General features: G+C 70.9%; 23 protein-coding genes. 11 read left to right on the top strand and 12 right to left on the bottom strand.

Annotated features, from left to right (window positions below; genetic code table 11):
• Positions 1 to 27: 27 nt before the first annotated feature.
• The gene (locus KO353_RS03550; RefSeq protein ID WP_218286383.1) at positions 28 to 783 is read right to left on the bottom strand and encodes a tRNA1(Val) (adenine(37)-N6)-methyltransferase; all 756 of its coding nucleotides are present in this window, start codon (positions 781 to 783) and stop codon (positions 28 to 30) included.
• Positions 780 to 995, bottom strand: coding sequence for a putative signal transducing protein (locus KO353_RS03545; protein WP_218286382.1), 216 nt, complete (start codon positions 993 to 995; stop codon positions 780 to 782). Before KO353_RS03545 ends, KO353_RS03550 begins: the two co-directional genes overlap by 4 nt.
• 182 nt (positions 996 to 1177) lie before the next feature.
• Between KO353_RS03545 and KO353_RS03540 the strand changes: the two genes are divergently transcribed.
• Genes KO353_RS03540 through KO353_RS03530 form a run of 3 tightly spaced genes read left to right on the top strand, consistent with a single transcriptional unit; the run spans position 1178 to position 4469 of the window.
• Entirely contained in the window at positions 1178 to 2113 is a 936-nt protein-coding gene (locus tag KO353_RS03540) for a polyprenyl synthetase family protein (protein ID WP_218287246.1), read from the top strand.
• Positions 2114 to 2127: 14 nt separating this feature from the next.
• Positions 2128 to 3522 (top strand): YcjX family protein, encoded by a 1395-nt coding sequence (locus tag KO353_RS03535; protein ID WP_235692011.1) that lies wholly within the window; start codon positions 2128 to 2130, stop codon positions 3520 to 3522.
• Positions 3519 to 4469: a DUF697 domain-containing protein gene (locus KO353_RS03530; RefSeq protein ID WP_218286381.1), complete on the top strand. Its 951-nt coding sequence runs from the start codon at positions 3519 to 3521 to the stop codon at positions 4467 to 4469. The genes KO353_RS03535 and KO353_RS03530 overlap by 4 nt, the downstream gene beginning before the upstream one ends.
• Positions 4470 to 4494: 25 nt before the next feature.
• Here KO353_RS03530 and KO353_RS16265 read toward each other — a convergent pair whose 3' ends face one another.
• Positions 4495 to 5364: a PEP-CTERM sorting domain-containing protein gene (locus KO353_RS16265; RefSeq protein ID WP_235692010.1), complete on the bottom strand. Its 870-nt coding sequence runs from the start codon at positions 5362 to 5364 to the stop codon at positions 4495 to 4497.
• A 259-nt stretch (positions 5365 to 5623) separates the two neighbouring features.
• The gene (locus tag KO353_RS03520; RefSeq protein WP_218286380.1) at positions 5624 to 7039 is read right to left on the bottom strand and encodes an aspartate aminotransferase family protein; all 1416 of its coding nucleotides are present in this window, start codon (positions 7037 to 7039) and stop codon (positions 5624 to 5626) included.
• A gap of 176 nt (positions 7040 to 7215) precedes the next feature.
• On the opposite strand from KO353_RS03520, the gene KO353_RS03515 reads away from it, so the two are divergent.
• The 3 genes from KO353_RS03515 to KO353_RS03505 all read left to right on the top strand — a co-directional run bounded on the left by KO353_RS03515 (position 7216) and on the right by KO353_RS03505 (position 11717).
• Complete coding sequence (locus tag KO353_RS03515; RefSeq protein WP_218286379.1) at positions 7216 to 9525, top strand: molybdopterin-dependent oxidoreductase; 2310 nt, start codon at positions 7216 to 7218, stop codon at positions 9523 to 9525.
• Complete coding sequence (locus tag KO353_RS03510; RefSeq protein WP_218286378.1) at positions 9525 to 11195, top strand: PhoX family protein; 1671 nt, start codon at positions 9525 to 9527, stop codon at positions 11193 to 11195. The genes KO353_RS03515 and KO353_RS03510 overlap by 1 nt, the downstream gene beginning before the upstream one ends.
• Positions 11196 to 11567: 372 nt before the next feature.
• Entirely contained in the window at positions 11568 to 11717 is a 150-nt protein-coding gene (locus KO353_RS03505; protein WP_218286377.1) for a hypothetical protein, read from the top strand.
• Between the two features lie 63 nt (positions 11718 to 11780).
• Here KO353_RS03505 and KO353_RS03500 read toward each other — a convergent pair whose 3' ends face one another.
• From KO353_RS03500 to KO353_RS03485, 4 genes are read right to left on the bottom strand one after another with little or no spacing between them, the layout of a single operon-like run.
• Positions 11781 to 12662, bottom strand: a complete 882-nt coding sequence (locus tag KO353_RS03500; RefSeq protein ID WP_218286376.1) for an ABC transporter permease — start codon at positions 12660 to 12662, stop codon at positions 11781 to 11783.
• The gene (locus KO353_RS03495) at positions 12659 to 13603 is read right to left on the bottom strand and encodes an ABC transporter permease (RefSeq protein WP_235692009.1); all 945 of its coding nucleotides are present in this window, start codon (positions 13601 to 13603) and stop codon (positions 12659 to 12661) included. The genes KO353_RS03500 and KO353_RS03495 overlap by 4 nt, the downstream gene beginning before the upstream one ends.
• A gap of 7 nt (positions 13604 to 13610) precedes the next feature.
• On the bottom strand, positions 13611 to 15272 hold the full coding sequence (locus KO353_RS03490; protein WP_218286374.1) for a peptide ABC transporter substrate-binding protein: 1662 nt from the start codon (positions 15270 to 15272) through the stop codon (positions 13611 to 13613).
• On the bottom strand, positions 15269 to 15988 hold the full coding sequence (locus KO353_RS03485) for an orotate phosphoribosyltransferase (RefSeq protein ID WP_218286373.1): 720 nt from the start codon (positions 15986 to 15988) through the stop codon (positions 15269 to 15271). Before KO353_RS03485 ends, KO353_RS03490 begins: the two co-directional genes overlap by 4 nt.
• Positions 15989 to 16030: 42 nt before the next feature.
• On the opposite strand from KO353_RS03485, the gene KO353_RS03480 reads away from it, so the two are divergent.
• Positions 16031 to 17020, top strand: a complete 990-nt coding sequence (locus KO353_RS03480) for a mitochondrial fission ELM1 family protein (RefSeq protein ID WP_218286372.1) — start codon at positions 16031 to 16033, stop codon at positions 17018 to 17020.
• Between the two features lie 22 nt (positions 17021 to 17042).
• On the opposite strand, the gene KO353_RS03475 is transcribed toward KO353_RS03480, so the two are convergent.
• Positions 17043 to 17654, bottom strand: coding sequence for an exopolysaccharide biosynthesis protein (locus tag KO353_RS03475; RefSeq protein ID WP_218286371.1), 612 nt, complete (start codon positions 17652 to 17654; stop codon positions 17043 to 17045).
• A complete protein-coding gene (locus tag KO353_RS03470; protein WP_218286370.1) occupies positions 17644 to 18876 on the bottom strand; it encodes an SAM-dependent methyltransferase in 1233 nt (410 codons plus the stop codon). The genes KO353_RS03475 and KO353_RS03470 overlap by 11 nt, the downstream gene beginning before the upstream one ends.
• 136 nt (positions 18877 to 19012) lie before the next feature.
• Between KO353_RS03470 and KO353_RS03465 the strand changes: the two genes are divergently transcribed.
• Together KO353_RS03465 and KO353_RS03460 are read left to right on the top strand one after the other, a co-directional pair.
• A complete protein-coding gene (locus KO353_RS03465) occupies positions 19013 to 20101 on the top strand; it encodes a tartrate dehydrogenase (protein WP_218286369.1) in 1089 nt (362 codons plus the stop codon).
• A 189-nt stretch (positions 20102 to 20290) separates the two neighbouring features.
• Positions 20291 to 20530: a hypothetical protein gene (locus tag KO353_RS03460; RefSeq protein ID WP_218286368.1), complete on the top strand. Its 240-nt coding sequence runs from the start codon at positions 20291 to 20293 to the stop codon at positions 20528 to 20530.
• A gap of 311 nt (positions 20531 to 20841) precedes the next feature.
• On the opposite strand, the gene cuyB is transcribed toward KO353_RS03460, so the two are convergent.
• Together cuyB and KO353_RS03450 are read right to left on the bottom strand one after the other, a co-directional pair.
• Positions 20842 to 21549, bottom strand: coding sequence for a cysteate racemase (gene cuyB, locus KO353_RS03455; protein WP_218286367.1), 708 nt, complete (start codon positions 21547 to 21549; stop codon positions 20842 to 20844).
• On the bottom strand, positions 21542 to 22492 hold the full coding sequence (locus KO353_RS03450) for a 3-hydroxyacyl-CoA dehydrogenase NAD-binding domain-containing protein (RefSeq protein ID WP_218286366.1): 951 nt from the start codon (positions 22490 to 22492) through the stop codon (positions 21542 to 21544). The genes cuyB and KO353_RS03450 overlap by 8 nt, the downstream gene beginning before the upstream one ends.
• Before the next feature lie 175 nt (positions 22493 to 22667).
• Between KO353_RS03450 and KO353_RS03445 the strand changes: the two genes are divergently transcribed.
• Both KO353_RS03445 and KO353_RS03440 read left to right on the top strand, forming a co-directional pair.
• Complete coding sequence (locus KO353_RS03445) at positions 22668 to 23123, top strand: thermonuclease family protein (RefSeq protein ID WP_218286365.1); 456 nt, start codon at positions 22668 to 22670, stop codon at positions 23121 to 23123.
• Positions 23124 to 23323: 200 nt separating this feature from the next.
• Positions 23324 to 24658 (top strand): citrate synthase, encoded by a 1335-nt coding sequence (locus KO353_RS03440; RefSeq protein ID WP_235692085.1) that lies wholly within the window; start codon positions 23324 to 23326, stop codon positions 24656 to 24658.
• Positions 24659 to 24796 lie beyond the last annotated feature (138 nt).

Here is a 24796-nt window from a genome sequence, read left to right as displayed (position 1 = left end):
CATGAAGTCGCCGCGTCTGCCACGGCCTCAGAGGAGCGGGAGCTGCTCGCCGTGTCGCAACACAGCCTCGGCGGCGGCCGTGAACCCGCCTTCCTCCCGGTGCAGGACAAGGCCGGCAAGAACACGGCACGGTGACCGTCCCCCCTTACGGCCCGAAAGCAGCAGGCGCTTCGCCTCCCGCCCGGCACGCGGCCAGAGCGGGAACAGCGTGGGCGATCCGATGCCCGCGGCCGCGAACCCGGAAAGGGCCTGTGGCAGCAGAGCGGGCGGCAGGATCAGCGTCACGCTGCCGCGCGGCGCGACACGGCGCGCAAGCACCCCGACCCAGTGGCCCAAGTCCGCCTCGCCGGCGTGCTTGGCAAGGCGTCGTCCTGGCTCCGCCGGCTCGTTGCCGCTCGAGAACCAGGGAGGGTTCGCCATCGCGTGCGCGTAAGGGCCGTGGCGTGCGGCGGCGCGTTCGGTCGCGCGGTCGGTGATGTCGCCGGCGATCGCGGCGAACCGATCCGACCAGCCGTTGAGCGCCGCGTTCGCCTCCGCGCGCGCCGCCTGGAGGGGGTCGCGCTCGATGCCGACGGCGCGCGCTCCCGGCACCCGCGCGAGCAGGCAGAGCGAGGCGGTGCCGATGCCGGTGCCGGCCTCGAGAACCGCCTCTCCGGGCTCCGCCGGCACGGCGGCGGCGAGCAGAACAGGGTCGATCGTCGCCCGCAGCCCCGCCCCCGTCTGGTCGATTCGCACGCGGCCGCCGAGCAGCGTCTCCGCACGCGCCTCGACCGCCTCGCTCACCTCCCGCCGTCCCGGTCCGACGCTGCGATCAGCGCGCGTGCGGCCTCTTCCTCCTCCGCCGCGACCATCAGTCGCCGGGGTATGGCCGCGGCACTGCCCTCGAGAACGCTCATGTGCTCGTCGAGCACGAACGTGGCAATGCCCGCCTCGGCCAGAACGGCGCGCAGAAAGCTGAGCCGGACGAGGTCGTTTGTCCGCAAGAGTTCCCGCATTCCGCCTTGCCTTGACCGGGTTTCCGGCCCGCCAATATCGTGCAGCTGACCGTCGGGTGGTCAAGCAATCGGAGAGCCGCGTGCGGGCCCTGGCGCAGCAGACGACCACGGAGGAGAGGCCCGCCACCGAGGCCGGTCGCGAGGATGCGCTCGGCCGCCTCGCCGCCCTCGTCGCCGAGGAGATGGAGGCCTGCAACCGCGTCATCGTGTCGCGGATGCAGAGCCCGGTCGAGCTGATCCCCCGGCTTGCCGCCCACCTCGTCGCCGCCGGCGGCAAGCGCATCCGCCCGATGTTGACCATCGCCGCGGCTCGAATGGCGGGCTATCGCGGCGAGCGTCACATCAACCTCGCCGCCTGCGTAGAGTTCATCCACACCGCCACGCTCTTGCATGACGACGTGGTCGACGAGAGCCAGCTTCGCCGGGGCCTCGCCTCAGCCAATGCGGTGTTCGGCAATAAGGCCTCCGTGCTGGTTGGCGATTTCCTGTTCAGCCGAAGCTTCGAGCTGATGGTCGAGGACGGCTCGCTCTCGGTGCTCGCCATCCTCTCCGCCGCCTCGAGCACGATCGCCCAAGGCGAGGTGCTGCAGCTCGTGACGCAGAACGACCTTGCGACCACGGAGGCGCAGTATCTCGAGGTGATACGCTGCAAGACGGCCGCCCTGTTCGCCGCCGCGACGCGAATCGGCGCCGTGGTCGCCGGGCGTGGGCGCGAGGAGGAGGAGGCGCTCGAGGCCTATGGGCTCAACCTCGGCACCGCCTTCCAGCTGGTCGATGACGTGCTCGACTATGCCGCCGAACAGGAGCGCCTCGGCAAGACGGTGGGAGACGATTTCCGCGAGGGGAAAGTCACGCTTCCCGTGCTGCTCGCCTATGCGGCGGGAGACGAGGAGGAACGCGCCTTCTGGCGACGCACGATCGAGGACCAGGACCAGCGCGAGGGCGATCTCGAGCACGCGATGCGCCTGATGGCGCGCCACGGGGCTCTCGCCGAGACGGTGCGTCGCGCCGAGGCCTATGGCGACCGGGCGCGCGCCGCTCTCGCCGGCTTCCCCGACGGGGCGGAACGCCAGGCGCTCGCCGGCATCGTCGAGTTCTGCATCGACCGCGTCCGGTAGGAGCCTTGCCGCTGGTGGCGCCTGTCGCCTGGGTCCGCTCGCGTCTCGGGTCGGGCCTGCGTGCGGTGGAGGAGGCGCTGAACGAGGAGACGATCCGCCTCGCCGTCACCGGGCTCACGCGGTCGGGCAAGACCATGTTCCTCGTCTCGCTGCTCGCAAACCTGCTGGCGATGGGGCGGCGTCTCGACACGCTGCCTGCTTTGTCGCGTCGTCTCGGCGGAGGCGAACGGCTGGTCGCCGTCTCGCTCGCCCCTGACGGGCTCTCGACCGTTCCGCGCTTCGCCTTCGAGGCGAAGCGCGATGCCCTTGCCGACAGGGAGCCCGCTTGGCCCGACCGCACCACCGCCCTCTCCCGGATCGCCGTCACCCTCGTTCTCGCGCGGTCGGGGGTGTTTGGCCGGCTCGTCGGCCCGCGTCAGCTCACGGTCGAGCTTCTCGACTATCCCGGGGAATGGCTGCTCGACCTGCCAATGCTCGCTGAGGACTATGCGTCATGGTCGCGCGCCACCTGGGCGCTGCTCGCCGAGCCAGCGCGTGCCGAAGCGTCCGCGCGATTTCGGTCTTGGGCCTCGAGCGTGCGCGCCTCCGACCGAGCGAGTGACGGTGTCGCCCGCCAGGGCTTCGAGCTCTATCGCTCGGCTCTGGCTGCGCTGCGCGAACAGGGCTTCCGCTGGCTCCAGCCCGGGCGGGCGCTGAACCCGGGGCCGCGCGGCGAGGCGCCGGTTCTGCATTTCTTTCCGCTTGCCGATGCGCCGGATCGGCCCGTTCCCGGAACGCTCGGCGCTTTGCTCGCCGACCGCCACGCCGCCTATCTCAAGGACATGCAGGCGACCGAGTTCCGCGGCAAGCTCGACCGGTTCGACCGCCAGATCGTCCTCGTCGATGTGCTCGACGCTCTGCATTCGGGCGAGGCGGCGTTCGACGACACCGCCCGCGCGATCGGCGCGATCGCCAACGCGCTGCGTCGCGACGGGCTGCTCGCCCGCCTCCTCGGACGGGCGCAGCCGAAGCGTCTCGCCTTCGCCGCGACCAAGGCTGACCATGTTCCCGCCGCCGCGCGCCCAGCCCTCGCCTCCCTGCTCGCCGATCTCGTCGGGGCGTCGGCCCGGCAGGAGCGGCTCAGCGTTCATGCCATCGCCGCGCTCCGGGCCACCGAGGAGGTGACCATCCGCTGGGGTGGGGCGGAGATCCAGGCTGTTGCGGGAGTGCCGATCGGCGAAACAGCACGGCGGAGCTTCGACCCGGGAACCATCCCGCCCCGCCGCCCCGGAGCCGATTATTGGAACGCTCCGCCGTTCCGCTTCCAGGGGTTCCGCCCGCCGCTGCTCGATCGGCCCGAGAGCTTCGGCGTGCCGCATCTCGGCCTCGACACCCTGCTCGACGACGTCCTCGGGGATGCGCTCGCATGACCGACCCGCCGCGCCACCCGGGCTTTGCCGACCGCCCTTCCGCCAACGGATCAGCCGCAGCCCGAGGCGCGCGGGCGGCCGAGCGTCGCCCGTCCCTGCTTTCGCCGCAGGAGGGTCAGGGGGCGGTCGTCGCGTCCTGGGCACCGCGCGAGCTCGGCTCGGCCCGGCGCGGCCTCGGAACCCTCGGTCTTGTCGCCGCGGGCGGGGTGGTGCTGATCGTTGCCTGGGCCGCCTTCGGTCTCGCCTCCATGGTCGCATCGCAGTTCGACGCCTCGCCCTTGCTCGGCTGGCTCTCCCTCGGCGCCGTCGGGGCTGGCGCCGGCCTGATCGGTGCGGCGATCTGGCGCGAGGCGCGCGCCCTGCGCTCGCTCGCACGCGTCGATGAGCTGCGCGCGGCGCTGGCCGACCCGGCCGTGCCGCTCGCTCGGGCGCGTGCGGCGTCGCTCGACTGGGTGCGTGACGTGGCGCTTCGCTTGCCCGAGGCGGGGCGGGTCGTTCCCGCGATCGAGGCGGCGCGGTCGGTCGAGGAGATCATGGCGCATCTGCGAGCCGGCGTGGTGGTGCCGCTTGCGGCCGAGGCGGCGCGGATCGGACGACATGCGGCCGTGGAGGGCGGGGCTGTGGTCGCCCTGTCGCCTTCCCCTGCCCTGGATGCGGCGCTCGCCCTCTGGCGCGGGCTTGCGGTTGTCCGCGAGGTGGCGGCCCTGCACGGGCTGCGCCCAGGGGTTGCCGCGACGCAGCGCCTGCTTGCCCGCACCGCGTCGATCGCGGCGACGACGGCCGGTGCCGACCTGCTCGCTCAGGGCGCGGCGGAGCGCCTTCTCGGCGCGACGCCGATCATCAAGGAGCTCGCCGCGACAGTGCCGGGAGCGAGCGTTGCCGCCTTCAGGCTTTACCGGCTTGCGGTCGCGACGGCAGCGGCCTGTTCGCCGCTGCCGCCGCGCTGACGCGACTGGGGGTGCGGCCTGCGCCTCAGGCGCGCCTGCGCCGCGCGAGGCCGAGGCCGGCGAGCCCGAGGCCGAGCAGAGCGAGCGAGGCCGGCTCAGGAACCGCGGTCGCTCCGGCGACCTCGAAATTGGTCGTGGTCGTCACGCCGTCGATGATCCAGGAGATGGTGTCGACGGCGCCATTGAACACGCCGTTCCAGCCGCTGCCGACGCCGGCGCTGAAGCCGAGGATCACGGCGTTGGGCAGAAAGGCCTGCCAGTCGGCAAGCGTGCTGTCGTACGGGTTGCCGTTGCCATCGATGTCGAAGGCGAAACCGAGCCCGAGACCAAAGTTCCAGAGGTAGGTCGTCGCGGTAACGCTGTCGCTCACCCACGTGTCGGTCGGCACGGACAGGCTGTTGTAGGCGCGCTCGAACACGAGCCCGCCGCGGTCGGTGATGGTCGAGAGATCACCGTCGGCATCGAGCAGGATCCGAAGCGCGGGGTGCTGAACGGCGGGGTTCGTGCTGGCCCCGACACGATACCAGTCGTAGCTCATGCCGGTGAATTCGGAGAAGCGGCCGAGCGAGCCTCCGGCGACGAAGTTGCCCCCGAGGTTGAGCGGGTTCGCGAGGAACTCGATGTCCGCCTTGCCGCTCCCGTTCGGGCTCGAGAAGAAGACCGACCCGTTGCCATTCCGCGGCAGCGTCGTGTTGATGCCAACGGTCGCCCCGTTGCGGACGTTGTTGTAGTGCCATCCCGTCGCGCCGATCGCCTGGCCCTGGTTCGAGGGGCCTGCGTTGGTGAAGAAATCGCCCGGGACGGTGCTGTTCGAGAAGACAGTCGATGCCTCAGCCGCCGGCGCGGCGAGGCCGACCAGGACCATCGAGGCGAACAGGAGTTTGGAACGCGGCATCCTTCTCTCTCCGATTTCTTCGCAATTTCGATCATTGCCGTAGAACAGGCAACGTCGCCCGCTTCGCAAAAATGATGCCAGCCTTGAAAAACGTGCCGTCTCAGCGATTTAGGAATGCGGTGACGGGACCGGCGGCGGCGAGTGTAAAATTTCCCGACGCGCCTCTCTTGTCTCCGACAGGCTCGGGCGGCCTCGCGAGGCAGCTCGCAGCCATGTCTGTCCGCGGTTGCCCTCGAGCTGCGTCGCCGCCGCCGGCGCCTCAAGCCACGGGAGCGATCCGCTCGCGCCGGATCTGCACCGCAAGCTCGTCGAGAGCGCGGCCGAAGCGGTCGAGCATCTCGTCGATCTCGGGCTTGGTGATGATGAGCGGCGGGCTGAAGCCGATGCTGTCGAGAACCATCGCGCGGCAGATCAGCCCGTGCGCCTCGGCGATCTTGACGAGCTTCGCGCCCACCTTGCGCGCCGGGTCGAAGTTGCGCCGCGCCTCCCTGTCCTCGACGAGCTCGACCGCGCCGATCAGCCCGATGCCGCGCACCTCCCCCACAAGCGGATGTTCGTGGAAGCGCCGGCGCAGCTCGGCCTGGAAATGCGCCCCCACCTCGCGCACATGGCCGACAATGTCGATCTCGTCGTAGATCTTGAGCGTCTCGATCGCCACCGCCGCCGGAACCGGGTGCCCGGAATAGGTGAAGCCGTGGCCGAAGGTGCCGATCTCGTGGCTCTTGGTGGCGAGCGCCTCGAACACGCGCTCGTTCACCATCACCGCGCTGATCGGGAGGTAGGAGGAGGAGAGGGCCTTGGCGCAGACGAGGATGTCGGGCTCGATGTCGTAGGTCTGGCTGCCCCAGTAGTTGCCGGTGCGCCCGAAGCCGCAGATCACCTCGTCGGCGACGAGCAGGATGTCATATTTGCGCAACACCTTCTGGATCGCCGGGAAGTAGCCGCGCGGCGGCACCACCACCCCGCCCGCTCCCTGGATCGGCTCGGCGAACATCGCCGCGATCGTCTCCGGCCCCTCGGCGAGGATCAGCTTCTCGAGCTCCTCCGCACAGCGGGCGCTGAACGCCTCCTCCGTCTCGCCCGGCAGGCCGGCGTGGTAGTAGGTCGGGCACATCGTGTGGATGAAGCCCGGCAGGGGCACATCGAAGGCCTTGTGGTTCGCCGCCTGGCCGGTGACGGAAGCGGCGGCGATGGTGATGCCGTGATAGCCGCGCACGCGGCCGATGATCTTCTTCTTCTGCGGCCGCCCCCAGGCATTGTTGGCATACCAGATCATCTTGATCGCGGTGTCGTTCGCCTCCGAGCCCGAGTTGGCGAAGAACACCTTGCTCATCCTGCCGCCATGGGCAGCGGGGGCGCGCTCGAGCAGCATCTCGGCGAGCTGGATCATCGGCTCGTGCGAGCGCCCAGTGAACCCGTGGTAGAAGGGAAGGGCGCGCATCTGCCGCACCGCGGCCTGAACGAGCCGCTCGTTGTCGAAGCCGAGAGCGGCGCACCACAGCCCCGCCACCGTCTCGATGTATTCCTTGCCCTGGTCGTCATACACACGCACTCCTTTGCCGCGCGTGATCACGAGCGGGCCGGTCTCCTGATGCGCCTTGAGGTCGGTGTAGGGGTGCAGGACGGAGGCGATGTCGCGTGCGGCGGCGCTGTTGCCCATCGGCGGCGGGGTCATCGGAGTCTCCCTGGGTTGCTGTGCGTATCCTAGGCCCAGGCCCGTGACGCAGGAACCCCGGGCGTCGCGCCTCTGGTCTGAGGTGCCGGCACGCCAGCGACCTGTTCGAGCGGCCCGGCGGCTTGGCCCGAACGGCCTGCCCGGTGTAACACCCCGAGGTGAGAGCGAGGGCCAGCATGACCGTCACCGCCATCCCGCATTCGAGCCACTGGGGCGCCTTCGACGCGCTGGTGGAGGATGGCCGCGTCATCGGCGTCCGCCCCTTCGCCGGTGACCGGTTCCCAGGAACGCTGATCGAGAGCGTGCCGGACATCGTCCATTCGCCGGCACGGATCGACCGGCCCTACGTGCGGAGAGGCTGGCTCCGCGGCGCACGCTCAGGCGCGCGTCGTGGCGGCGAGGGGTTCGTGCCGGTCTCCTGGGACGAGGCGATCCGCCTCGTCGCCGGCGAGATCGACCGGGTTCGTCGCGAGCACGGCAATGCCGCGATCTTCGGCGGCAGCTACGGCTGGTCCTCCGCCGGCCGGTTCCACCATGCGCGCACGCAGCTCCAGCGCATGCTGAACGCCGCCGGCGGCTTCACGGGGCAAGTGACGAACTACAGCTACGCCGCCGGCATGACGCTGATGCCGCACATCGTCGGCACCAACGACTGCATCCAGGGCCCGGCGACTGACTGGCCCGCGATCCTCGCCAACGCGAAGCTGATGGTGTGTTTCGGCGGCCTGCCTCTGAAGAACGGCGAGGTCTGCGCCGGCGGGGCGGGGGAGGGGCAGTATCGACGCTGGTTAAGGGAGGCGGCGGCCTCGCCCCTGCGCGTCGTCAACATCTCGCCTCTGCGCGAGGACACGCCCGAGTGGCTTCGCGCCGAATGGCTGCCGATCCGCCCCGGAACCGACACGGCCCTGATGCTCGCGCTCGCCCACGCCATCGTCGCCGCGGGGAAGGAGGACCGCGCTTTCCTCGCGACCCACTGCGTCGGCTGGGAGAGGCTTCGCGCCTACATCATGGGCGAAGCTGACGGGGTGGCGAAGACGCCCGAGTGGGCCGCCCCGATCACCGGGATCGACGCCGGAACGATCCGCGCGCTTGCCGCCGAGATGGCCGCGAGCCCCACCATGATTACCGCCGCCTGGTCGATCCAGCGTCAGGACCGTGGCGAGCAGCCGTACTGGATGACGGTCGCGCTCGCCGCGATCACCGGCGGGATCGGCCGCCCTGGAACCGGCTTCGCCTTCGGCTACGGCTCGATCAACGGGGTCGGCAACCCGCGTCTCGACCTGCCGGTCCCGCAGCTCTCGGCGGGGCGCAACCCCACGGGCCTCTGGATCCCCGTCGCGCGGATCACCGACATGCTCGAAAACCCGGGCGGCGTGTGCGAGTACAACGGCCGGCGTATCGTCTATCCCGACATCCGCCTGATCTACTGGGCCGGCGGCAACCCGTTCCACCATCACCAGGACCTCAACCGCCTCCTGCGCGCCTGGGCGAGGGCGGAGACGATCATCGTCCACGAGCCGTGGTGGACCGCTCTCGCCCGCCACGCCGACATCGTGCTTCCCGCCACGACGACGCTCGAGCGAAACGACATCGGCGCCTCCTCGCGTGACCGGCACGTGATGGCGATGAAGAAGGCCGTGCCGGCGCAAGGGCTCGCGCGCGACGATTTCACGATCTGCGCCGACATCGCCGATGCGCTCGGCGTGCGGGCGGTCTTCACCGAACAGCGCGACGAGGCCGCCTGGCTTCGCCACCTCTACGACGAGGCGCGCACCACCTGGACGCGCGCCGGCATCGAGACTCCCGATTTCGACGAGTTCTGGGAGCAGGGCTTCGTCGAGCTTCCCGCGCCGGAGCGGCCCTTCGTCCTGTTCGAGGACTTTCGGAACGATCCCCGGAAGAACCCGCTGCATACTCCCTCGGGCAAGGTCGAGCTCGTCTCGGAGACAATCGGCGGCTTCGGCTATGACGACTGCCCCGCCCACCCTGTGTGGATGGAGCCGAAGGAATGGCTCGGCGCCCCGCTCGCGCGGCGTTTTCCCCTTCATCTCCTCTCCTTCCAGCCGGCCACACGCCTGCACGGCCAGCTCGACCAGGGGCGCGTCAGCCTCTCCTCGAAGGTGGCGGGGCGAGAGCCGATCCTGATCGGGCCTCAGGATGCAGCGGCGCGCGGCCTCGCCACGGGCGATGTGGTGCGCGTGTTCAATGACCGCGGCGCCTGCCTTGCCGGCGTGGTCGTGCGCGAGGGCATCCTGCCCGGCGTCGTCGCCATGGCAACTGGGGCATGGTTTGATCCGCTCGTCCCGGGTCAGCCGGGCGCGCTCTGCGTGCACGGCAATCCGAACGTGCTGACGCGCGACGAGGGAACCTCCCGCCTCGGCCAAGGGCCGGTGGCCCAGTCCTGCCTCGTCGAAATCGAGCGCTGGACGGGCGACCTCCCGCCTGTCCGCGTGCACGCCCCGCCGTCCATCGTGGAGGCGCGGTAATGGCGACGACACGCCGTGCCCTGCTCGCGCAGGCCGCAACGCTCGCCGCACTTCCTGCCGCAGCGCAGAGCATCGTCGCCGACATCACGGATGTCACCCAGCCGGTTGCGCTCGACGATCGTGTGGCGCGCGGCTATCGGCGCGACGTCCTGATCCGCTGGGGCGATCGCGTCGCCTTCGACGCTCCCCCGTGGAACCCGAACCTCCCTGACGCCGCCGCTGCCGCCTCCCAGTTCGGCTGGGATGCGGTGATCGCCGCGGCCGTGGAGCCGCCACCGGCGGCCGATGGCGTGCCGCGGCTCGTGCTTGTCGTTGCCCACCCCTCGGCCGAGCCCGCGATGATGTTTCCCTCGCTCCGCCCCAACGCTGCGGTCGAGGCGGCCTCGGTCGGGGCGAGCGTGATGAACCTGATCTGGCAGGGCGGGCGCTGGGTGGTCGCCGATGGCGGGTTCCAGGCGCGCCGGCTCACCGCGACCACGCTCTGCCGGATCGGCGGGCCGCTTGCAGGGTCGGCGCGGCTTCGCACGGCGGAGGATGTAGCCGCCGTCGCCGTGCGTGGGATCATCGCCCCGTTCGGCGGCACCGCGACACCCTGGGGCACCGTTCTCCTCGGTGAGGGCGATGCGGCGCCTGTCCTCGCCGCCTGGCGGTCGCTCGGGGAACGCTTCGCGCATCCGAACGAGCCGGTGCGCTTCGGCTGGGTGGTGGAGGTCGACCCTCTCGAGCCGACCTCGGTGCCCATCAAGCGCACCGCGCTTGGGCGCTTCCCGAAATCGGGGCTTGCCTGCGCCGTCGCCGCGGATGGACGGCTCGTCGTCTACATGAGCGAGGCGCGGACCGACGGGTATCTCTACCGCTTCGTCTCGGCGCGACCCATCGATCAGACCGACCGCGCGGCGAACGCGGACCTGCTCGAGGAGGGCGGGCTCTCGGTCGCGCGTGTCGGGCGGTCGCGTCTCGAATGGGTCGCGCTGCCCGGCTCGCCGGAGACGCTGGTCGAGCTGCGCGCTGCGGCCACGGCCGTGGGCGCCACCGCCTTCGACAGCCCGGCCGGGATCGCCGTCCACCCTGACGGCCGACTCTTCCTCGCCTGCCGCGGCAACCCCGCGCGCGGGGTGGGGCGGACCGACCTCCTCAACCCGCGACCCGTCAACACCTGGGGTCACGTCGCCGAGATCATCCCCGCGAACCGTGACCATGCCGGGGAGCAGGCCGAGGGCGCGATGCTGATCCTCGGCGGCGATCCGGCGCAGCCTGCCTCCGGCGCGCGCTACGGCACAGGCTCACGCGTGTGGCTGGCCGCGCCCGAGTCGCTTGCGATCGACCCGCGCGGGCGGCTCTGGATCGGCACCGCCCAGGGCAATGCGTCGCCCGGCCTCCAGCGGGCGACAGGTCTTGCTGATGGCGTCTTCGTCTGCGGAACCGCTGCGGGGGCGCAGCGAGGTGTTCTCGCCCAGGCCTATGCCGCGCCGCGCGCCGCGCGGATCGGCGGCCTCGCGCTCTCGGCTGGCGCGACGAGCCTCATCACGGCGGTGCGCACGCCCGGCTTCGAGCCGGGGGCGGACTTCACTCGGCCGGCGACGCGCTGGCCCTATTTCCGCCTCGACGAGCCGCCGCGCTCGACCGTGATCGCTCTCGTCCGCGACGCCGGCGGCCAGGTGGGCGGCTGAGGTCGGGTTCATCACGCTTTCGTCGATCCGTCACCCGCATCGACTCGGGGACAGGTCAGGGGCCGGTGCCGGGCACCCGGGCGCGTGTGCAGGCGCCGCTCTCGGTCGCCTGAATAAGAGGAACGGAGCTTGCCATGCCTGACACGCTGCCGGCGCCGCAGGGCGACGACGACGCCATCCTCGACGCTTCTGAGGACATCGGCTCGAACCCCTGTTGCGAGACACCGATCGCTGCGCTGATCGAGCAGCCGCTCTCCCGCCGCGCGGCGATGGCCTGCGTCGCTGGAGTCGCAGCCGGCCTTGTCCGTGCCGACCAGCTGCTCGCCTCACTCGCCAACATCGCCTCGGCTGTTGACTGTCGACGAGACCACGTTGCTCCTCGCCGTCCAGTACCCGGGCGAGGAACCGGGCTCGACCTTCAAGACCCCGTCCACACGCTGGCCCGATTTCGCCGAGGGCGTGCCGCCTCGGCCCTCGGTGATCGCCATCGTGAAGAAGCGGGCAGGCGTCGTCGGCACCTGATCCGACACGACGTCAGAACGTTCCGGGCGCCCGCCGCGGGGCTGCCGCGGCGGGCGTTTCCGTTCACGCGTGCCTCGGCTCCGCCCGCGGGTCGAGCGCGTCGGCGAGCCCATCGCCGATAAAATTGGTCGCGACCACAGTCGCGAAGATCATCAGCCCTGGCCAGATCGCAGCCATGGGTGCTGCGAAAACGAGCTCCTGCGCCCCGGCCAGCATGTTGCCCCAGGACGGCGTTGGCGGCTGGATGCCCAAGCCCAGGAAGGAGAGCACGCTCTCGAGCAGGATCACCGCGCCCACTGTCTGCGTCGAGGCGACCGTGACATGGGCCGCGAGGTTCGGCGCGACATGGCGCCACAGAACGCGCCCGCCCGAGGCGCCGAGCGCGACCGCCGCACGGGCATAGTCGCGCCTCAGGATCGAGAGGGCGGAGGCGCGCGCAAGCCGCGCCACCTTGACCCAGCCGAAGAGCGCGATGATCAACACGATGCGCGCAAGATCGAACCACATCGCCCCGCGCGGCAGGCTGAGCCGGGACGGGTCGACCGCGGCGAGCACGATCAGGAGCGGCAGCGAGGGCAGGGCGAGAAGCCCGTCGGCGAGACGCATCAGCACCGCGTCGACGAGGCCCCCGGACCAGGCGGCGGCCAGCCCGATCGCGGTGCCGAGGATCGCGGAGACCAAGGCCGCGACGATCCCGACCGTGAGCGACACCCGCCCCCCGTAAAGCAGGCGCAAGAGAAGGTCCCGCCCCAGCTCGTCGGTGCCGAGCGGGTGCGCCGCCGAGGGAGGCGCGTAGCGGTTGAAGAGGTCGGGCGTGAACGGGTCGTGCCCGAGCACGGAGGCGACAAGTGGCGCCGCGAGCGCCGCGGCGACGATCAGCCCGAGCAGCAGGACGGAGGCGACGGCGGCGTGATGGCCGAGGAAGCGACGCGCGGCCCGGCTCACGTCCTCACCCTCGGGTCGATCGCCATCTGCAAGAGATCGGCGAAGAGGCTTGCCGCGAGCGTGACGGCAGCTGAGAGAAGCAGCGCGAGCAAGGCGAGATTGTAGTCGTTGCCGAGGATCGCGTCGTAGATCGTCTTGCCCATGCCTGGCCAGGCGAACACGGCCTCGGTGACGAGAGCGCCCGAGACGAGGGTGGCGAAGTCAAGCGCGGCGACCGTGATGATCGGCGCGGCGGCATTGGGGAAGGCGTGGCGCAGCACGACGCGGCGTTCCGGCGCCCCCTTCGCGTAGGCCGTGCGGATCCACGGGTCAGCGAGAGCCTCGAGCATCGCCGCGCGCGCCTGGCGCGCATAGGACGCGAGCCCGAGCACGGTCAGCGTCACGAGCGGCAGGGCGAGGTGGCGGAGCCAGGAGCCGAGTGTCGGCTCCTCCGGCGGGCCGCCTGCGGGAAGCCAGCCGAGCGTGACCGCGAACAGGATGATCAAAAGAATGCCGAGCCAGAACGAGGGCAGCGACACGCCGGCGAAGGCGACGAAGTTCACGGCATAGTCGAGCCGCGAACGCGGCTTCCGCGCGGCAAGCACGCCCAAGCTGACGCCGATCAGGGCGGAGAGGAGGGTGGCAGGCAGAAGCAGAGCGAGCGAGGCGACGAGCGCATCGGCCAGAACCTCGGCGACCGGCCGCGCATAGAGCCGCGAGAAGCCGAACTCGCCCTCGAGCGCGCTTGCCGCCCAGGCGAGGTAGCGGGAGACGAGCGGTTGGTCGAGCCCGTGCAGGGCGCGAAGCCGGGCGGCGTCCTCGGCGCCGAGGCGGGGGTCTCCAGCGATCGCGAGGTCGATCGGGTCTCCGGGCATCAGCCCGATCAGCAGGAAGGTCGCGAAGGAGAGGAGAGCAAGGGTAATGGCCGCCTGGACGAGCCGGCCGGCGAGCAGCCTCAGCACGCGCCGCCTATCGCGACACGTGCCACTCCTCCACCCACAGCGTCGAGGGAGCGAGATGCCCGGTCGGGCGGACGCCCTCGAGCCAGCGCGGCCAGACATGCGCATCGGAGCGGAAGAACAGCGGCAGGACGGGCAGTTCCGTCATGTAGATCTCTTGCAGCCTACGCCACATCGGCCGGCGCTTCTCGCGGTCAAGCTCCAGCGGGATCGCCTCGAGCAGCGCGTCCACCTCGGCGTTGCGAAAGCCCGTGTAGTTCTGCCCCGACCAGTTGCGCGCCTCGGTCGGGATCTCGGTGGAGTGCAGGATCGTGCGGGGAACGTTCTCGGGCGAGGAGATCCAGGCGAACAGCGCCATGCCCTGGAAGCGCCGGCGCGAGACCGTCTCGCCGAAGAACACCCGCGGCGGTTCGTTGCGGATCCGGATCTCAACCCCCGCCTGACGCCACATCCCCTGCAGCACCTGCTGCACGAGCTCGCGCGAGCGGTTGCCGGCCGTCGTCATCAGCTCGAACGAGAGGCGTTCGCCTGCGGCGTTGCGTCGGATCCCGTCCGGCCCAGGCGTCCAGCCCGCCTCGTCGAGAAGCCGCCGGGCGAGAGCGAGGTCGAAGCCGGTCGCGGGGATCGTGTCATCCGCCATCCAGTCGAGCGGGTTGACGAAGCTTCGCGCGACCGGCTGCCGCCCCTCGAACAGGCGCGCGACGATCTGCTCACGGTCGATCGCGGCAAGCAGCGCACGGCGGACGCGAACGTCGGCAAGAGCGGGATGGTCGAGGTTAAGGTCGATGTGCTCGTAGACGAGCCCCGGCTGGTAGTGGAAGCGGAACCGTGCGGCGGCGCGCTTCTCGAGCGCGAGCGCCTGGTCGAGCGGCAGCCCGAGCTCGCCCGCGATCATGTCTATCTGCCCCGCGAGCAGAGCCGCCTCGAGCGCCGTGGTGTTCTCGATCGTGCGCACGACGATGCGGCGGAAGGCGGGAGCGGCGCCCTTCCAGGCCGGGTTGCGCTCGAGCGTGACGGAGGCGCCCGCTTGGCTGGCGGTGATCCGGTAGGGGCCGTTCCAGAGGCCGGGGTTGGTGATCTCCCGGTCATATAGCGTGCGGGTGCGGTAGGCGCGCGGGTCCTCGCGCCAGATCGGCCGCTCGAGCCGCGCAGGCAGCGGGTTGAGGTCGTTGATCGCGTTGTAGGTGAAGGTGAGCTTGTCGAAATGGAGCGTCAGCGTCCGGCTATCGACCACCTCGATGCGGTGGAGCGAGCGGTAGAGCTCCGCGGGCCCCATGCCGGTGAGCGGCTCGCGCCCGGCCTCCCAGGCGAAGACGATGTCATCCGCCGTCACCGGCGTGCCGTCGCCCCAGGCCGCATCCTCGCGCAGGCGGTAGGTGACGCGAATCCCGGGGTTGCCATTCGGCGCCGTTTCCGGAACGGCATCGCCGTTCTCGATCGTCGGCAGACGGACGCACAGCATGCAGGCGAGTTGCCAGTCGGCGTCATAGGTGGTGACGGGGCGGCGGGCGAAGCCGAGGATGTAGCTCTTCGCCGCCATGGTCTCGATCGAGGGGTGGAAGGTCGAGGGGAACTGGGTGATGCCGATGGTGAGCGTGTCGCGGGTCTGGGCGCAGGCGCCGCCGACGGCGAGGCCCGTGGCGAGAAGGGCAGTGGCGAACGCCCGCCTCACGCCTGCTCCGTCGCCTGCGCCTCGGCTGCGGAGCCGATGCCGCCGCGCGCGCGCGACCAGCTCACCGGGTCGTCGAGGAACCGACGCACCTCGGCAAGCGCCTCGTCGCTGAAATAGGGATGGGTGCGGCAGACCTCGAGCACATCCCACCAGGTGCAGAGATGGTGCAGGCCGATGTCCATCGCCCGCAACGTCTCGAACGAGCCCGGAAACACGCCGTAGAAGAACACCACGAAGGTGTGGTTGACGATCGCCCCGGCATCCCGGAGCGCCTGGGCGAAGCGTATCTTGCTCTGGCCGTCGGTCGTGAGGTCCTCGACGAGGAGGGTGCGCTGGCCCTCCGGCACGTCGCCCTCGATCAGGGCGTTGCGGCCGAAGCCTTTCGGCTTCTTCCGCACATAGACCATCGGCGTCAGCATCCGGTCAGCGATCCAGGCGGCGAAGGGGATTCCGGCGGTCTCGCCGCCGGCGACCACGTCGAAGGTTTCGTAGCCGACATGGCGGCCGATCTTCTCCACCGCGAGGTCGCAGATCTTGGCGCGCGCGCGGGGGAAGTAGATGATCCTGCGGCAGTCGATGTAGACGGGGGATTTCCAGCCCGAGGTGAAGGTGTAGGGCTCCTCGGGCCGGAAATTCACCGCCTTGATGTCGAGCAGGATTCGCGCTGCGGTCAGGGCGGCGTCGCGGTCCCAGACGGTGGCGTGGCGGTCCGACATGCGGCGGAGGCTCCCCTCTTTGCCAATCCTTCCTAGCTTCGCGTGACCGGCGGGACAACCGAAGAGCCTTCCCCGGCAGCCCCTCGCGTCTGGGTGCTGGCCGACCCGCGCGCGGGAACGGCCGCCCAGGCGCTCGGGATCGCCGAGCGGCTCGGCGTTCCCGTCGCGGTCAAGCCGCTTCGCTGGACCGTGCTCGCGCGGCTTCCGAACCTGCTGCCCTGGGGGTCGCTCACGGGGCTTGCGCCCGAAGCAAGGGCGCTGCTCTCTCCGCCCTGGCCGAGGCTCGTGATCTCGGCCGGACGGCGCGCCGCCCCGGTGGCGCTCTGGCTCGGGCGTCGCTCAGGCGCGCGACTTGTGCACGTGATGCGGCCCGGGGTGGCAGGGGGGCGGTTCGACCTGCTCGTGATCCCCTGGCATGACCGTCCGGCCGATTCGCCCAACGTGCTTGCGGTGATCGGCGCGCCACACCGTGTGACTGCGGCGAAGCTCGCCGACGCCGCCGCCGCGTGGGAGCCGCGGCTTGCGCACCTGCCGCGGCCACGGGTCGCGTTGCTGGTCGGCGGACCGGTCCGTGCCGAGGGGCTTTCGCCCCTGCTCGCGCGCGACCTCGCGACCCGCGTCGCGGCGCTTGCGGTCGCGGCCGGCGGGTCGGTGCTCGCGACCACGAGCCGACGCACCGGCAGGGAGGCGGAGGAGGCTCTGGCCGAAGGGCTCGGGGCGGTGCCGCACCTCCTCCACCGCTTCGGCAGCGAAGGGGAGAACCCGTATCTCGGCTTCCTCGGCCTTGCCGACGCCATCGTGGTGACGGGGGACAGCGTCTCGATGCTGTCGGAGGCCTGCGCGACCGAGGCGCCGGTGTTCTTCTGGTCGCCGCCCGGGCTCGCGGGGCCGCGGCACGCTCGGTTCCACGCGAGCCTCGTCGCGGCAGGGCTCGCGGCTCCGCTCGGCGAGCGGCTCGAGGGCGAGGAGCGGGAGCGGCTCGACGAGGCGGGTCGGGTTGCGGCCGAGATACGCGCCCGCGGCCTCCTCTGAGCGCTCGCGGCACCGCCTCCGGTCACCAGAGGCCGATGCCGTCCCCGGCCGCCGAGAGCATGGTCCAGGCAAGGAAGAGGGTCGCGGCAAGCATGGCGAGGGCGAGGGCGAGAGCGGCGACGAGCAGAAGCCCGTCCTCCTCGAGATAGGCGAGCGCGATCAGCATCAGTGCGACCGCGATGGGCAGGTTGCTGAGCGGCACCGGCGCGAGCAGCGCTGCCGCGAGCCCGAGCACCACCGCGCCCACGACGCGCTTCGTGGCTTCGAAGGGCGTGCGCCAGCGCGGGCGGATGCCGCGCTCGATCAGGCGCAGGGCGGGTGCGACTCGGCGCAGCATCGCATGGAGGCGCCGGACGCCGACCGGGCGGGAGCCGAGCCGGCGCGGCAGCACCGGCCGCGGCCGGGCGAGGATCATCTGCCCCGCAGGCAGCATCAGCACGATCGCCGCCGCGGCCGAGACGCCCGGCAGCATCGCGACGAGGCCGAACAGCATGAGCAGCATGCCGAAGCCGCGTTCGCCGAGCCGCTCGATCAGCCAGTCGATCGTCACCTCGGCGCCCGGGGCCTCGGCGAGCAGCGCCTCGAGCAGCGCCGAGGTTGGGGCGCGCCGCAGCGCCTCCGGCTCAGCCGCCATCGCCGCTCGCCGCGCGCTCCCTGACACCGCCGCGCGACCACTGCCCCTTGCCCTTGGTGAACAGGATGTGGTGCAGGTTGAGCCCGCCGCCCGCCGGGCGAAACCCCTCGATCACCCCGTGCAGGTACCAGGTCCAGACGCGGCGGAACTTCTCGTCGAACCGGCGCGGGTCGAGCGCGGCGATCTCGTCCCAGTGCGCCTCGACATTGGCCAGCCAGCACGCGGCGGTGCGCTGGTAGTGCCAACCGAGCTCCTCGACGCGGACGACGTGCAGCCCGTTGCGGTCGAGCAGCTCGAGCAGGCGCGGCAGGCTGGGCACGCTGCCGCCGGGGAAGACGTATTTCAGCGTCAGGTACTCGGTGGCGAACTGCGAGGGGTAGCTCGTGGTCGAGATCAGCCCCATGCCGCCGGGCTTGAGCGCCGCGGCGATGCTCTCGATCCAGGCCGGCTGCCAGCGCCGCCCAGCGTGCTCGTAGACGCCGACGGAGAGATACTTGTCGTAGCGTTCCTTCTCCTCGAGGAGCGCGCGGTGGTCCTTCTCCACGATCGTCACGCGCCCCTCGAGCCCGCGCTGCCTGATCCGCTCGGCCATCACCGCGTTCTGCTCGGGCACGAGCCCGTAGTTCACCACTTCGACGCCGTGACGCTCGGCCGCATGCAGCGCCATCTCGCCCCAGCCGGAGCCGACCTCGACCAGACGCTCGCCGGGCTTGAGCTGGAGCGCGCGGCAGATCGTCTCGCAGCGATGCCGCTGCGCCTCCTCGAGCGTCGTCGCGCCCTCGTCCCAGATGCCTTCGGCGTAGAGGCAGTCCTCGCCGAGCATCAGCCGGAAGAACGGATGCGGCAGGCCGTAATGGCGGCGCGCGTTGGCCTGGGCGGCGGCGGCATCGTGGTTGTCGTCGCGCCATTCCCGCCAGCGGCGCAGCAGCGTCACGATCGGGTTGGCCTGGTAGCGGTAGGCGCTGCCGTAGGCGAGCCGCATCAGCCGCCCGACGGCATCCTCGCCGAGGATGTCGATGTGCTGGTCGAAATACGCCTCGAAGAAACCGACATAGCCGAGGAGCAGCGTGCGCGCCTCGGCGGCGGCGGTGCGGAAGACGACCGTCACGGCGGGATCGCCCGCACGGTTCTGCCAGGACGAGCCATCGGCGAACCGGACGGCGATCGCCTCCGACTGGCCTCGCCCGACGCGCTCGAACAGGTTCCGCAGAAGCCTGCGCATGCTCCCTTCGAATCCGGCCCGATGATACAGGCATCGGGACGGCGTGCGGAACGGGCAGGCGCGCATCGGCCGGCGCCGCATTGACGCCTTGACGCGACCGCCTATGGTCGCGGCCCGCACAGTCAGGAGGGAGGCCATGTCGGCAGCGCTTCGCACGCACCGGATCGCGGTGATCCCGGGCGACGGCATCGGCCGCGAGGTGGTGCCCGAGGGCCTGCGGGTTCTCGAGGCCGCCGGCCGGCGCTTCGGCTTCACCCTCGCCTGCACCGAATACGACTGGTCCTGCGACCGCTACCTCAAGACCGGCGCGATGATGCCCGAGGACGGGCTCGACCGGCTCGCCGAGGCCGACGCCATCTTCCTCGGCGCCGTCGGCTGGCCCGGCGTGCCGGACCATGTGTCGCTCTGGGGCCTCCTGATTCCCATCCGCCGCGGCTTCGACCAGTACGCCAACATCCGCCCCTGCCGGCTGATGCCGGGAGCACGCACGCCGCTCGCCGGCCGGGCCCCGGGCGACATCGACTTCATCGTCGTGCGCGAGAACACCGAGGGCGAGTATTCCTCCTCCGGCGGGCGGATGTTCGCCGGAACCGAGCGCGAGTTCGTGACGCAACAGAGCGTGTTCACCCGAATCGGCTGCGACCGCATCATCGACTACGCCTTCCGCCTCGCGATGACGCGTCCCCGCCGCAAGGTGACCTCCGCCACCAAGTCGAACGGCATCACCTTCACCATGCCCTACTGGGACGAGCGCTTCGCCGAGGCCGCGAAGCGCCATCCGGGCGTCGCGACCGACCAGTTCCACATCGACATCCTCTGTGCCCACTTCGTCCAGCACCCGGACTGGTTCGACGTGGTGGTCGCCTCGAACCTGTTCGGCGACATCCTTTCCGACCTTGGCCCGGCGGTGGCAGGATCGATCGGCATCGCGCCGTCGGCCAACATCAATCCGGAGCGGAAACATCCCTCGATGTTCGAGCCGGTTCACGGCTCCGCGCCCGACATCGCGGGCAAGGGGATCGCCAACCCGATCGGGCAGATCTGGTCGGGCGCGCTGATGCTCGAGCATCTCGGCGAGACGGCGGCGGCGGCGGCGATCGTGTCGGCGATCGAGACCGTGCTCGAGCATGGCCCCCGCACGCGCGACCTGGGCGGGCAGGCGGGGTCGGCGGAGGTTGGCAGGGCGATCGCCGAGCTCGTGGCGGAGGGGGCGCCGGCGGCGTGACAGCCCCGCGGGATGAGGCGAGAGCCAGAGGGCGAGTGACGATTGAACGGGCGAAGATTGAACGGGCGTTGAAAGGTCCCTATAACTGAGGGGGAAGTTGCGAGTGGTTCGCAACTCGCTCGCATCGCAGGCCGGGTCGCGGTGCGGGAACTGTCGAGGTTGCGCCTGGCGCCGAAGCGAGGTCGCCTGATGGGACGGGATTTCAGCCAGATCACGCGGCGTTGCGAGCGGGCGGTCATCACCGCCTATCGTGACCTTCGCGCCAACGGCACCGATGACCTCTCGGCCTTCGCGGCCTGTACCACGCTCTACCGGATCCATCACCCCGAGGCCTCGGTGAGCGAGGCGAGGCGCCTCGTCGCCGAATGGATCGACCATCACATCGTCCGCCGCGACAGCGCTCCGACGCGCGGCTGCGCCTGCGATTGAGTGCGAGGGGCGCACCTCGCTCCGCCATCTGCGTCCGTTTCCGACGCGCCAATCCCGGATGATCCGGCTCGCCGCTCCTGCCTGCGGGGCGGAGACGCGGAGGGCCGGGGATGCGGAGTGGGCAGCGGAAAGATGCACCGGACGTCGGACCGGGTCGCCTCGAGAGCCTGGCCCCGTGCGGCGCCACGCCTTTGCCCGGTGCTGCCAAGCGACGGTGCGAGACCTTCGCCGCGACCGGCGCCGCCGTCCTGACCGGCGTCGCGTTCCTCTCGCTTGCCGCTGCGCTGGCGGCGCTCCTTCTGCTCTGACCGTCAGCCGCCGCGGGCCCAGGCGAGAGCGGCCCGGGCGAGGGCGTCGATCGTGTCGATCAGCACGAGCCCGGACCCCGCCGCCTCCGGCCCGCGCAGGGCAAGCGGGATCTCGGTGCAGCCGAGCACGACCGCGGCGGCGCCCCGTTCGGCGAGGCGTCGGGCGACCGCGAGCAAGGGGCCGGTGGCGCCCGCGAGGTCGTTCGCCTTGACGCGCGCGATCGCGGGCGTCACGAGGCGCCGCATCTCATCATCATCGGGAAAGAGGCAGGCATGGCCCCGCCTCGAAAGGCGCTCTTGGTAGAGTCCGAGGCGGAGCGTCGCCTCGGTTCCCATCAGCCCGACCGTGCCGCCCCTGATGCCGCGGGCCGCGAGCGCCTCGGCCGCCGCATCGACGATGTGGAGCAGGCGGAGAGCGGTCGCGGCCGCGATCTTCTCGGCCCAGAGATGGGCGGTGTTGCAGGGGATGGCGAGGCAGCCGGCGCCTGCCCGTTCGAGCACCCTGAGGCCCGCGAGCATCGCCGGAAGCGGCGAAGGGCCTCCGCCGAGGGCGGCCTCCGTCCGGTCCGGCACGGTCGGGTCGGACCAGAGAACCGCGCGCACATGGTCCTGGTCGCGCGAAGCGGGGGTCGCGAGGGTGAGGCGGGCGAGGAAGTCCGCCCCCGCGAGCGGGCCCATCCCACCGAGCACGCCGATGATCCGCTCACCCATGCTCGACCTCCGCGAGAGCGGCAAGGATCGCGGCGAGCCGAGCGTCACGCTCCGCCTCGAGCGCGGCGATGCTCCTGCCGGCGGCGATCGCCTCGACCTCGGCGACCAGACGCTCCTTGAGCTCCGGCGTGAGCCGAGGGGTGCGCATCGACGCCCAGCGACGCTCCTGCGCCGGGCCGAGATGGTCGAGATAATGCCGCAAGCCGCCCGCACCGCCGCCGAGATGGTAGGAGAGGTGAACGCCCGTCGCCGCCCAGCGCAGCCCCATCGAGTGGCGCAGCGCCTCGTCGATGGTCGCGGCATCGGCGATGCCGTCCTCGACCAGAGCGACCGCCTCGCGATAGAGCGCCGCGGCGAGCCGCCCGGCGATGTGGCCCGCGATCTCGCGGCGCAGCACCACGGGGCGCTTGCCGAGGGAACGATAGAACGCCACTGCCGCCTCGATCGCCCAACGTGCGGTGCGCTCGCCGCCAGAGACCTCGACGAGCGGCATCAGATCGGCCGGCGTGATCGGATGGCCGAGCACGAACCGCTCGGCTCCGGCAAGTCCGGAAACGAGCGGGGTGAGGAGGAGCGCCGAGCTCGAGGAGGCGATCACGCTTCCGAGCGGCACGGCGGCATCGAGCGCGGCGAAGAGCGGCCGCTTGGCCTCCTCGGTGTCGGGAGCGTTCTCCTGCACGAACCCTGCGTCGCCGACCGCCTCCTCGAGCCGGTCATGGCAAGTGAGGCGTGAGAGGTCAGGCGCGAGGCCGAGGCGGGAGAGGGCGGGGGCACGCGCGGCCACAGCCGCGCGAAGCCGCTCGTCGAAACCGGGGGAAGGGTCCCAGGCCCGCACCGCAAGGCCGCGCGCGAGCATCAGCGCCGTCCAGCCCGACCCGATCAGCCCCGTGCCGACGACCGCTGCCGAGAGCACCCTGCCGCCCACCTCCTGCGGCCGGCCCATCCGTTCGCTCCGCCTTGCCGCGCCGCCGGCAGCGGGCTAGCACCTCGGACGCCGGTGGCCAAGACGTCAGGACGCGGGGAGGCGGGTGAGAGGCTGGCTTCGGTCGAGACGGGTGTTCGTGCGCCGCGAGCCGCGCGGCGGCGGCCGACGCCGCTGGTGGCTGGGCGGGCTCCTCATGCTGGCCTTGGCGGGGTGGTTCGGACTGTTCCACGAGGACCCGACGGACGTCGCCGAGCGGCGGCGCAACCCCTTGCCGCGCGTGCTCTCGGCCGGGCCAGGAGAGGTAAGGGTGGTCGATGGCGACACGCTCCGGCTCGGCGGCGTCACCGTTCGCCTCGCTGGGCTCGATGCGCCTGAACGCGGCCAGGAGTGCCAGAGGACCGACGGGGCGCGCTTCGACTGCGGCGAGGCGGCGGCGCGGCAGCTTGCGACACTCGTCGGTCGGCGCGCCGTGACCTGCGACACCCAGGGGCGCGACCGCTACGGGCGCGCCATCGCAACCTGCCGGGCGGAGGGTGTCGATCTCGCCGAGGCGATGGTCGCCTCCGGCTGGGCGGTCGCGGTGGCCGAGGGTGGGCGCGGCCAGGCGCGCTATGGGCTGGCCGAGGCGCAGGCCCGCTCCGGTCGGTAGGGGCTTTGGGAAGGCCGGTTCCAGACGCCGGAGAGCTGGCGCCGCGGCAACTGACATGTCTCATGCTGCACTGCCGCACGTTGCGGCCCCGACTGCACCGGGCGTATGCTCGCGCTTGCCTGCACGCGTGGCCGCCACGCACGGCCCGCCGGCCTGCGCGGCGAGGCGGGCGGGGTCGAGGGAGAACAACGATGAACGAGATGTCGACGCCAGCCTCTGACGCCCGGGCTGGTCACAACGCTCCGGGCAGCGTCACCCTCACGCTCGATGGCACCGGCCGGTCAGTGACGCTGCCGTTGATCCCGGGGACGATGGGCCCCGCCGTGGTCGACATCCGCAAACTCTATTCCGAGCTCGGCATCTTCACCTTCGACCCGGGTTATGCCGACACGGCCGCGACCGAGAGCAAGATCACCTACATCGACGGGGACGCCGGGATCCTCCTGCATCGCGGCTATCCGATCGAGCAGCTCGCCGAGAAATGCACCTTCCTCGAGGTGGCCTACCTTCTTCTCAATGGCGAGCTGCCGAACCGGGAGCAGCTCGCCGCCTTCACCACCGGGGTGACCCGGCACACGATGATCCACGAGCAGCTGCGCCGCTTCTATGACGGGTTCCGCCGCGACGCGCACCCGATGGCGGTGATGACAGCCGTGGTCGGAGCGATGAGCGCCTTCTACCACGACAGCCTCGACATCAACGACCCCGAGCACCGGCGGATCTCGGCCTTCCGGCTGATCGCGAAGGTTCCGACGATCGCGGCGTGGGCCTACAAGTACTCGATCGGCCAGCCCTTCATGTATCCGCGCAACGATCTGAGCTACGCCGAGAACTTTCTCTACATGATGAACGCGGTTCCAGCCGAACCTTATGAGGTGAACCCGGTGCTCGCCCGGGCGATGGACCGGATCCTGATCCTACACGCCGATCACGAGCAGAACGCGTCCACCTCAACCGTCCGGCTTGCCGGCTCGACGGGGGCGAACCCGTTCGCCTGCATCGCTGCCGGCATTGCCTCGCTTTGGGGGCCGGCCCATGGCGGGGCGAATGAGGCGGTGCTGAAGATGCTCGCCGAGATCGGCCATCCGAAGCGCATTCCCGAGTTCATCGCCAAGGTCAAGGCCAAGGACAGCAATGTCCGGCTGATGGGCTTCGGGCACCGCGTGTACAAGAACTTCGACCCGCGGGCGAAGATCATGCAGAAGACCTGTCACGAGGTTCTGGCCGAGCTCGGGATCGCGCACGAGCCGCTGCTTGATCTCGCGATGGAGCTCGAGCGTGTCGCCACGCAGGACGAGTATTTCATCAGCCGCAAGCTCTACCCGAATGTCGATTTCTATTCCGGCATCATCCTCAAGGCGATGGGAATGCCCACCAGCATGTTCACGGTGCTGTTCGCGGTGGCGCGCACCACGGGCTGGATCAGCCAGTGGAAGGAGATGATCGAGGACCCAACCCAGCGCATCGGCCGCCCGCGCCAGCTCTACACCGGGGCGCCGCTGCGCGACGTGCCGCCGCTTGCCGAGCGCGGGTGACCTTGCCGCCGCGTCAAGAGCTCTGAGACTTATCCACAGGAATTTCGCGCAGCGGTTGAATCCGCCGATCGTCATCGGCCTTCGTGGGCCGGTCACGTGCGCGCCATCGGAATGACGCGTGCGGCCGTCCGACCCCGC

Source organism: Elioraea tepida (genome assembly GCF_019203965.1).
Classification (GTDB): Bacteria; Pseudomonadota; Alphaproteobacteria; order Acetobacterales; family Acetobacteraceae; genus Elioraea_A; species Elioraea_A tepida.
This window is presented reverse-complemented; position numbering and strand designations above follow the sequence as displayed.

What these genes read in the sequence shown, in the direction of transcription:
- KO353_RS03545 (WP_218286382.1), bottom strand. Translation starts at nt 995, where the DNA reads ATGCGGGAACTCTTGCGGACAAACGACCTCGTCCGGCTCAGCTTTCTG.
- KO353_RS03540 (WP_218287246.1), top strand. Translation starts at nt 1,178, where the DNA reads ATGGAGGCCTGCAACCGCGTCATCGTGTCGCGGATGCAGAGCCCGGTC.
- KO353_RS03530 (WP_218286381.1), top strand. Translation starts at nt 3,519, where the DNA reads ATGACCGACCCGCCGCGCCACCCGGGCTTTGCCGACCGCCCTTCCGCC.
- KO353_RS16265 (WP_235692010.1), bottom strand. Translation starts at nt 5,364, where the DNA reads ATGCCGCGTTCCAAACTCCTGTTCGCCTCGATGGTCCTGGTCGGCCTC.
- KO353_RS03520 (WP_218286380.1), bottom strand. Translation starts at nt 7,039, where the DNA reads ATGACCCCGCCGCCGATGGGCAACAGCGCCGCCGCACGCGACATCGCC.
- KO353_RS03515 (WP_218286379.1), top strand. Translation starts at nt 7,216, where the DNA reads ATGACCGTCACCGCCATCCCGCATTCGAGCCACTGGGGCGCCTTCGAC.
- KO353_RS03510 (WP_218286378.1), top strand. Translation starts at nt 9,525, where the DNA reads ATGGCGACGACACGCCGTGCCCTGCTCGCGCAGGCCGCAACGCTCGCC.
- KO353_RS03485 (WP_218286373.1), bottom strand. Translation starts at nt 15,988, where the DNA reads ATGTCGGACCGCCACGCCACCGTCTGGGACCGCGACGCCGCCCTGACC.
- KO353_RS03475 (WP_218286371.1), bottom strand. Translation starts at nt 17,654, where the DNA reads ATGGCGGCTGAGCCGGAGGCGCTGCGGCGCGCCCCAACCTCGGCGCTG.
- KO353_RS03470 (WP_218286370.1), bottom strand. Translation starts at nt 18,876, where the DNA reads ATGCGCAGGCTTCTGCGGAACCTGTTCGAGCGCGTCGGGCGAGGCCAG.
- KO353_RS03465 (WP_218286369.1), top strand. Translation starts at nt 19,013, where the DNA reads ATGTCGGCAGCGCTTCGCACGCACCGGATCGCGGTGATCCCGGGCGAC.
- KO353_RS03460 (WP_218286368.1), top strand. Translation starts at nt 20,291, where the DNA reads ATGGGACGGGATTTCAGCCAGATCACGCGGCGTTGCGAGCGGGCGGTC.
- cuyB (WP_218286367.1), bottom strand. Translation starts at nt 21,549, where the DNA reads ATGGGTGAGCGGATCATCGGCGTGCTCGGTGGGATGGGCCCGCTCGCG.
- KO353_RS03450 (WP_218286366.1), bottom strand. Translation starts at nt 22,492, where the DNA reads ATGGGCCGGCCGCAGGAGGTGGGCGGCAGGGTGCTCTCGGCAGCGGTC.
- KO353_RS03445 (WP_218286365.1), top strand. Translation starts at nt 22,668, where the DNA reads ATGCTGGCCTTGGCGGGGTGGTTCGGACTGTTCCACGAGGACCCGACG.
- KO353_RS03440 (WP_235692085.1), top strand. Translation starts at nt 23,324, where the DNA reads ATGTCGACGCCAGCCTCTGACGCCCGGGCTGGTCACAACGCTCCGGGC.